The sequence below is a fragment of the Myxococcus sp. AB025B genome (genome assembly GCF_006518215.1).
Classification (GTDB): Bacteria; Myxococcota; Myxococcia; order Myxococcales; family Myxococcaceae; genus Myxococcus; species Myxococcus fulvus.
The window spans coordinates 1-8,227 of the sequence record NZ_SRLW01000375.1 but is presented as its reverse complement, the minus strand read 5'-3'; the positions used below and the strand labels follow the sequence as shown (position 1 = coordinate 8,227).

Genomic DNA, 8,227 nt, shown 5'->3' with positions numbered 1-8,227 from the left:
CTACACTTCTAGCTTCGTCGGCAGCGTCAGATGTGTATAAGAGTCAGGTACTGGAGCGATCCACGCAGCGGCCGCTGGCGCAGGTCTCATCTGCAGGGCAGGGCCGTGCACGCCGCCCACGAGGCCAGCTCCGCGGTCGACGTCGTCCGCCGCGACCTGGCCCAGCGCTCGCGCGGCCTGTTCTTCGAGTCCGTCAGTCGCTTCCGCTCGGAGCCCGTCGACGACGTCACCCTCACCGAGCGCGTCCGCGCGGCCCTCGGACGGGTCTGCTCGCATCCGGGCTCCGTGAAGGTGTCCGCAAGGGACGGCATCGTCACGCTCGAGGGCTCCATCCTGCTCGAGGAGCTCAAGTCCGCCGTCCCCTACCTCGGCCGCGTCCGAGGCGTGCGCGGCGTGGACAATCGACTGCTCCCCTTCGCCCAGCCCGGCCGCCAGTCCGAGCTCCAGGGCGGCATCGCGCGGCGACGCCCCTTCGGCTCCAGGCACTGGTCCCCCTCGTCGCGCTTCTTCGGCGCGCTCGGAGGTCTCTCCCTCGCATCCTGGGCGCTCCAGCAACGCGGTGTCCTGGGCTCGCTCCTGGGACTCGGCGGCGCGGTCCTCGGCATCCGCGCGCTCAGCAACCTGGAGCTGCGCCGGCTCACGGGCATCGGCGTGGGGCCTCGCGCCATCACCCTGCACAAGGACATCACCGTGAGCGCACCCGTGGAGGAGGTCTTCGCCTTCTGGGACGCGATGCAGAACTTCCCGCGCTTCATGACCCACGTGGACGAGGTGCGCGTCGACGAGCGCGGTCGCTCCTACTGGAAGGTCCGTGGCCCCGCCGGCCTCCACTTCGAATGGGAAGCCGTCGTCACGAAGCGAGTGCCCAACCAGTTCCTCGCCTGGAAGAGCGTGAAGGGCACCTCCGTGGAGAACGCCGGCGTCATCCACTTCGAGCCCACCGCGAAGGGCGGCACCCGCGTGGACATCCGCCTGTCATACAACCCGCCTGCCGGCGCCATCGGCCACGCCTTCGCCCGGCTGCTGGGCGTGGACCCCAAGCGGCAGATGGACGACGACCTGCTGCGCTTCAAGTCCCTGCTCGAGCGCGGGAAGGCCACCGGCCACGAGACCGTGACGCGCGAGTCCCTGGCCCCGAACCGGAGCGGGCGGACCTCCCTGATGCACTGACGCGCCGCCGTCACGCAGGATTTGCGCGCCCTGGGCCATGAGCTCCGAGGCGCGCACTTCTTGCGCGCCACCGGGTCGCCCGGACCCGCTGCGGGCTGGCGCGGTGCTTGCTGCGGAGTTGCTCGTCCGATGTGGGGCGAGCGGTTAATGTCCGCCCCGAAACCATGGCGGAAACCTTGTTCGAGGAGCTGAAGCGGTACGTGGGGTTCGGAGCGCGGGACGAGCTGTCACTCGTCGGCCTCCACTCCCTCGCGAAGCCGCACTTCCCCCGCATCGCGCGCGTCTTCTACGACCGCATCCTGGAGCACGAGGGCGCCCGCCAGGCGCTCGAGGGCGGCGAGAGCCAGGTGGGCCACCTGCGAGGCACGCTCCAGGTCTGGATGGACCAACTGCTGCGCGGCCCGTGGGATGAGGCGTACTTCGCGCTGCGCTGCCGCATCGGCCGCATGCACGTGCGAATCTCCCTGGAGCAGCACTACATGTTCGGCGCGATGAACGTGCTGCGCCAGGAGCTCAACGCCATCATCGACACGGCGTTCACCAGCCAGCCCCAGGTGCTCCACGACACGCGCGCGGCGCTCGGCCGCATCCTGGACCTGGAGCTGGCCATCATGCTCCACACCTACCGCGAGGACCTGCTCGCGCAGCAGGCGCGCACCGAGCGTCTGGCCACCTTCGGCCAGCTCGTCGGCTCCATCGGCCACGAGCTGCGCAACCCGCTGGGCGTCATCGAGACCTCGCTCTACATCCTGCGCAGCCGTCAGGGCGCGACCGTGGACGAGCGCACCGCCAAGCACCTGGACCGCATCGGCGAGCAGGTGGGCATCGCCAACCACATCGTGTCCGACCTGCTCGACATGATTCGCGACCGCCCCCTCCAGCGGCAGGAGGTCTGGTTGGACGAGGTCTGGCAGGAGGCCCTCAAGGCCGTGGTCCGCCCCGAGAGCGTCCGCGTCAGCGCGGAGGGCCTGGTGTCCCTGCCCGCGGTGCACGGTGACGCGGGGCAGCTGCGCCAGGTGTTCGTCAACCTGCTGGAGAACGCGGTGCAGGCGCTCGAGGAGTCCGGCGGGGACATCTCGCTCCACGGCTCGACGAGCGACGCCGGTCAGGTGGAGCTGGTGCTGGAGGACTCGGGGCCCGGCCTCAGCGAGGCCATCCGCGAGCGCCTCTTCGAGCCGCTGATGACCACGAAGGCGCGGGGCATCGGGCTGGGTCTGCCGCTCGTGCGCCGCATCCTGGAGCGGCACGGCGGCTCCATCACCTACGCGCCCCGGGCCGGCGCCGGTGCCCGGTTCGTGCTCCAGCTCCCCAAGTCCCCCGAGGAGGGCACTCGTGCGACGCTACCTCCTGCTCGATGACAACCGGGCGTTGGCGGAGAACCTCGCCGAGATCCTCCGCGACGAGGGCCACCAGGCCACCGTCGTCTCCACGGGCGACGAGGCCCTGCGCGCGGTGGGCGCCACGCGCTTCGACGCGCTGGTGACGGACATGCGCATGCCGGGGATGAGCGGCGCGGACGCGGTGCGCTGCATCCGGCGCGTGGACCCGGGCATCGCCACCGTCGTCATGACGGCCTATCCCCGCGAGGACGACCTGGAGACCGCGCGGCGCGAGGGGCTGCTCGCGGTGCTGCCCAAGCCCGTGCCCATCTCCACGTTGATGGAGCTGCTCGCCAACGCACGACGCGACGGCCTGGTGGTGGTGGCCGAGGACGACCCGGCGCTCAGCGACAACCTCTCCGAGCTGTTGCGCGCCAGGGGCTTCTCGTGCGTGACGGTGAGCTCCGCGCTGGACGCGGACCTGCTCTCCTGCGCGATGCCGTTCGCGGCGCTGGTGGACCTGCGCATGCCCGGAGGTCCGGACGGTGAGGCGCTGCGTCGCCTGCGCGCGCGCTTCCCCAGTCTGCCCACCTTCGTCATGACGGCCTGGCCGGACCTGGCGCCCCTCGGCGAGGGCGTGGACGTCTACTCGAAGCCCTTCGATGCCGGCGCGCTCATGGGCGCGCTGGAGACCGCGCACGCCGCGCGCCCCGTGTCCTCTCCATGACCGAGCCCACCTCCCAGTCCCCCGCGCGGGTCCTCGTCGTGGACGACAACGCGGCGTTCCTGGACAACCTCGATGAGCTGCTCGGCGACGCGGGCTATGTGGTGCACGCGGCGTCGACCTGTCGGGGCGCGCGGGAGAAGGCTCGCGACGGGTTCGACGTGGCGCTGGTGGACCTGCGGCTGCCGGACGGAGACGGCACGGCGCTGGCGGCGGAGCTGAAGGAAGGCGCGCCGGACTCGGAGGTGGTGCTGCTCACCGGCTTCGCCACGCTGGAGACGGCCGTGGCGGCGGTGCGCGCGGGCGCGTGCGCCTATCTCATGAAGCCCTGCGCGCCGCGCGAGCTGCTCCTGACGCTGGAGCAGGCGATGCGGCAGGTGCGCCTGCACGCGGAGAAGCGGGAGCTGGCCCGGCGCGCGCAGGTGACGGAGAAGCTGGCCGCGGTGGGGACGATGACGGCGGGGCTGTCCCACGAGATTCGCAACCCACTCAACGCCGCGGCCCTCCAGCTGTCCGTGCTGGAGCGTCGGGTGCGCAGGCTGCCGGACCACCAGCAGGGCACGTTGCTGGAGCCGCTCCTGCTCGTGCGCGACGAGATTCGCCGGCTGGACCACATCCTGGAGGACTTCCTCCAGTTCGCCCGGCCTCGTGAGTTCCGCCCCGGCTCCGTGGACGTGAAGGCGCTGGTGCGCCGCGTGGTGGACCTCTTGAGCAGTCAGGCGGAGACGCGCAAGGTGTCGCTGACGCAGGTGGTGCCGGAGTCGAACCTGCCCGCGCTCTCCGGTGAGGAGGAGCGGCTGCGGCAGGTGCTCATCAACCTGTGCCTCAACGCGCTGGAGTCCACGCCCGCCGGAGGCCACGTGACGCTCACCGTGGGCACCGAGGACACGCGCGTGTGGCTCACGGTGGACGACACCGGCTCGGGCGTCCCGGAGGCGATGAGGGATCGCATCTTCGAGCCCTTCTTCACCACCAAGGCGCAGGGCTCCGGGCTGGGGCTGCCCATCGTCCACGCCATCGTCACGCAGCACGGCGGGACGCTGGAGGTGGGCACCGCGCCGAGCGGCGGCGCCCGCTTCCTCCTGCGGCTCCCGATGGCGCGCTAGGACGACGCGCCACCAGGGGCTTCACGTCACTTCAGAAGCCGGCGACGGGAGGCGTCACCACGCTGGACGCGGAGACGCTCGCGCAGAGGATGCAGGCGCTCTGACTGGAGCCGTCCGCGCGCTTGCCCGGCTTGTCCGCGCTGGCGAGCTGCTGGTCCCTGCCGCCACCGGGCTCGTTGGTGAACCAGATGTCGAACTCGTAGTGCACGGGCACCGGCTTGCCGTCGAGCGTCGCGGGCTCATAGCGCCACGTCGTCAGGGTGCGGATGACGCCTTCCTCCAGACCGGAGAGGCTCTGCAGCGACTTGCAGTTGGTGACGCTGCCCTCGGTGGTGATGGTGCACCGGGTGACGATGGAGCCCTTGGGGACGGCGGAGATGCGCGAGCGCAGGTTCTGGGTGATGTCCTGGAAGGCGAGCCGCTGCCCGGACACGAAGCGGGGCGGGGTGATGCCGGGCCCCAGCGTGAAGGCGCCGTCGTCCTCCGGTTGGGGACGGGGCGGCGTCGGCGCGGCGGGCGGCGTCGTGGCCGGGGTGAGCGCGGGCAGCGCCGCGGCCATCACCTGCATCGAGATGCTGTCGTGCTCCACCTGTGCTTCGTCCACCGGCGTCTCGTGGCTCTCCACGGCCACGGCCTCGGAGGGGACGGCGGGCTCCACGTCGAGCGGGTAGGGCGTCCTGGGGAGCTGCGTGCGCGCAATCCCCTGCGTGTCGGGGATGAGCAGCGGCCGGGGGCTGGGCTCGCGCGCCTTGCGCGGCGCGGTCGAGACCTTGTGGAGCACGCGCGTCGGACGGCTGGGCGTCTTGGAAGTCAGGTCGAGCGGGAGGATGCGGGGCGCCGGAGCCACCAGCGGCCGATGTACGGGCGGCGTGGCTTCCGTGAAGGCGCGCTCGTGCTTCGCCACCGGCGCCACGTCCAGGGCCTGGGGCGCCACGGCCATGGCCGTCAGCGGCACCTGTGAGGAGCCCAGCGCCACGGCGAGCGCCGCGCCACCCAGTCCGCTCACCAGCCGCCACGAGCGACGAGGCGCCCGCGTGTCGGGGACCGACAGCAGCCGCCGGATGCGGCCCAGCAGCGAGCCCCCGTCCGCGCCCAGCGCGAGCAGCGCGGACGGCGGCGCGCGCAGTTGCTCGATGTGCGCCAGCGCACGGGCGTAGAGGACCGCGTCGCCACACGACTGCACGGCCTGGTCATCCGCGCAGTGCTCGCGCTCCTCGCGGATGCGGTGGGACAGCCACCAGACGGCCGGGTGGTAGAACAGGAACGTCTCCACCAGCGCCTGGAGCAGGTTGACCAGGTAGTCGTGCCGCTGGATGTGCGCGAGCTCGTGGGAGAGCACCGCCTCCAACTGCTGCGGCGACAGCCCGGTGATGGCCCCCGCGGGGACGAGGATGAGCGGACGCCACAGGCCGATGACCTGGGGCACGTCGATGCGCGTGGACGCCATCAGCCGCACGGGGCGCGACATCCGCAGCTTCGCGAGCGCGCGCTCCATGGCCTCGCGCCAGTCGCTGTCGGGCTCGCGGGTGTGCAGCCGCGACAGCCGCTGCGCCGCGTACCAGGAGACGAGCGTCCGGGCCGACAGCAGCAGCACGCCGGCGCACCACGCCGGCAGCAGCCAGGGCCGCAACAGCTCCAGCCAGGTCACGGTGACCTCGGCCGTGGGCGCCAGGTCCGCCACCACGACCTCCCGGGTCACCGCCACCGGAGCGAGCGCCTGGGGGGCGAGGCCCACCGAGGCCGCCGCGGCCGGCCCCTCCATGAGGGCCCGCAGGAAGGTCACGAGCGGCAACACCGCCATGGTCGCGAGCCCCAGGCACGCGACGCCATAGCGCCCCTTCGCCGAGCGGCGCGACATCATCGCCAGCAGCCCCGCCACGACCAGGGCCACCGCGCCGCCCTGCCAGACGAAGTCGATGAGGGCCCGTTCCAGCGCGTCCAGCACGTGCATCACTTCCCCCGCCTCTCGTGCTCGTCCAGCAGCTTCCGGATCTCCGCCAGCTCCTGCGCCGAGGCCCGCTTCATCGACAGGGCCTGGGCGACGACGCTCGACGCCGAGCCCCCGAAGGCGCGGTCCATCAGGTCGCGCAGCAGGTCACGCTGCGTGCGCTTCTGGCTGAGGGCCGCCTCGTAGACGTGCGTGCGCTCACTCTCGTCGCGCTGCACGAGCCCCTTCTCCGTCATGTTCTGGAGGAGCTTGAGGACGGTGGTGTAGCCGGTGTCCTTCTCCTGCGTGCCTCGGAGGGACTCATGCACCTGCCGCACGGTGCTGGGCCCCAACTGCCAGAGGACTCGGAGGATGGCCAGCTCGGCGCGCGTCGGCTGCGGTGGAACGGGCGTCATTCGCGAAAGTATTACGACGTATGTCGTATCTGTCAACGACGCTCGTCGTAGATGCCCGGGACGGGACACCGCGTCAGCGCAGGAGGCGGGTGTCCCGGGGCGCGGCTCAGGACTCGGCGGCCAGGTCCGGGCCGTTGGGCTCGTCGCCGTCGAGCCGGGCGGGGGCGCCGTCCGACTGGGCGCCGTACTCCTTGAGGCGGTACTGGATCTTGCGCACGCTGATGCCCAGCACCTCCGCCGCGCGCGAGGTGGAGCCCTGCACCATCTCCAGCGTGCGCAGGATGGCCTCCCGCTCGATGGCGGCCAGCGTGGCGCCGGGGATGAGCGAGCCCTGGCTGGTGCCCGAGGGCCGGGGGCCGCGCAGCACCGGGGGCAGGTCGTCGGTGGTCAGCTCCTGGCCCTGGGTGAGCACCACCGCGCGCTCGATGGCGTTCTCCAGCTCGCGGATGTTGCCCGGCCAGTCGTGCGCGAGCAGGGCCTGGAGTGTGCCCGGGGCCAGCCCCCGGACCTGCTTGCCGTAGGAGTCGCCGTACTTCTCCAGGAAGTGGTTCACCAGGGCGGGGATGTCGCTCTTGCGCTCGCGCAGGGGCGGGAGCGTCACGCTGACGACATTGAGCCGGTAGTAGAGGTCCTCGCGGAAGCGGCCCGCCTTCACCTCCGCGGCCAGGTCGCGGTGCGTGGCGGCCACGATTCGCACGTCCACCTTGAGCGTCTGGGTGCCGCCCACGCGCTCCAGCTCGCGCTGCTGGAGCACGCGCAGCAGCTTCACCTGCACGGTGGGGGAGATCTCCCCGATTTCATCCAGGAACAGCGTGCCGCCGTCGGCCAGCTCGAAGCGGCCCTCCTTGCGCGCAATCGCGCCGGTGAAGGCGCCCTTCTCGTGGCCGAACAGCTCGCTCTCCAGCAGGTTCTCGGACAGCGCGGCGCAGTGCACGCGGATGAAGGGCTTGTCGCGGCGGGGCGACTCCTGGTGCAGCGCCTGGGCGATGAGCTCCTTGCCCGTGCCGGACTCGCCCAGGATGAGCACCGTGGCGCGCGTGCTGGCCGCGCGGCGGATGACGTCGTAGATGCCCTGCAACTGCGGCGACTCGCCGATGATGTCGTGGAAGCGCCGCACGCGGGTGCGGACCTGGTCCCTGAGCGCCTCCGCCTCCTGGCGCAGGCTGCGCTTCTCCAGGGCCTTGGACAGGGTGACGAGCACCTGGTCCGCGTCCAGCGGCTTGAGCAGGAAGTTGTCGGCGCCGGACTTCATCGCCTCCACCGCCATCTCCACGCTGGCGAAGGCCGTCATCATGACGAACGTGGCGTCGCTGCCCTGCTCGCGCGCGGCGCGCAGCAGGCTCAGGCCGTCCATCTTCGGCATGCGCACGTCGGTGAGCACCACGGCGGGGGAGAAGTCCGCCACGCGCGCGAGCGCCTCGGCGCCGTCGGCGGCCTCGGCCACGTCGTAGCCCTCCTCGTTCAGGATGGTGGCGATGGCTTTGCGGGCGTTGTCCTCATCGTCGACGACCAGGATGCGCTGTGCGGACATGGGCGGGGGGCTCGGGGTCAGGGGAGTGCGAGAC

At 71.7% G+C, this 8,227-nt stretch carries 7 protein-coding genes; 4 read left to right on the top strand and 3 right to left on the bottom strand.

The genetic code is table 11. The features are described 5' to 3' along the window. The first annotated feature begins 105 nt into the window (after positions 1-105). From FL311_RS38135 to FL311_RS38120, 4 genes are all read left to right on the top strand, one after another. On the top strand, positions 106-1,170 hold the full coding sequence (locus FL311_RS38135) for an SRPBCC family protein (protein ID WP_228557349.1): 1,065 nt from the start codon (positions 106-108) through the stop codon (positions 1,168-1,170). 164 nt (positions 1,171-1,334) lie between these two features. Beyond that, positions 1,335-2,528, top strand: coding sequence for a sensor histidine kinase (locus tag FL311_RS38130; RefSeq protein ID WP_141332577.1), 1,194 nt, complete (start codon positions 1,335-1,337; stop codon positions 2,526-2,528). Next, positions 2,503-3,216, top strand: coding sequence for a response regulator (locus FL311_RS38125; protein ID WP_141332576.1), 714 nt, complete (start codon positions 2,503-2,505; stop codon positions 3,214-3,216). The genes FL311_RS38130 and FL311_RS38125 overlap by 26 nt, the downstream gene beginning before the upstream one ends. Further along, positions 3,213-4,319: a sensor histidine kinase gene (locus tag FL311_RS38120; RefSeq protein WP_141332575.1), complete on the top strand. Its 1,107-nt coding sequence runs from the start codon at positions 3,213-3,215 to the stop codon at positions 4,317-4,319. Before FL311_RS38125 ends, FL311_RS38120 begins: the two co-directional genes overlap by 4 nt. Before the next feature lie 31 nt (positions 4,320-4,350). On the opposite strand, the gene FL311_RS38115 is transcribed toward FL311_RS38120, so the two are convergent. The 3 genes from FL311_RS38115 to FL311_RS38105 all read right to left on the bottom strand — a co-directional run bounded on the left by FL311_RS38115 (position 4,351) and on the right by FL311_RS38105 (position 8,193). Further along, positions 4,351-6,270, bottom strand: coding sequence for a M56 family metallopeptidase (locus FL311_RS38115; protein ID WP_141332574.1), 1,920 nt, complete (start codon positions 6,268-6,270; stop codon positions 4,351-4,353). Next, on the bottom strand, positions 6,270-6,662 hold the full coding sequence (locus tag FL311_RS38110; protein ID WP_046714442.1) for a BlaI/MecI/CopY family transcriptional regulator: 393 nt from the start codon (positions 6,660-6,662) through the stop codon (positions 6,270-6,272). Before FL311_RS38110 ends, FL311_RS38115 begins: the two co-directional genes overlap by 1 nt. Before the next feature lie 106 nt (positions 6,663-6,768). Further along, positions 6,769-8,193: a sigma-54 dependent transcriptional regulator gene (locus FL311_RS38105; RefSeq protein ID WP_141332573.1), complete on the bottom strand. Its 1,425-nt coding sequence runs from the start codon at positions 8,191-8,193 to the stop codon at positions 6,769-6,771. Between the last annotated feature and the right edge of the window lie 34 nt (positions 8,194-8,227).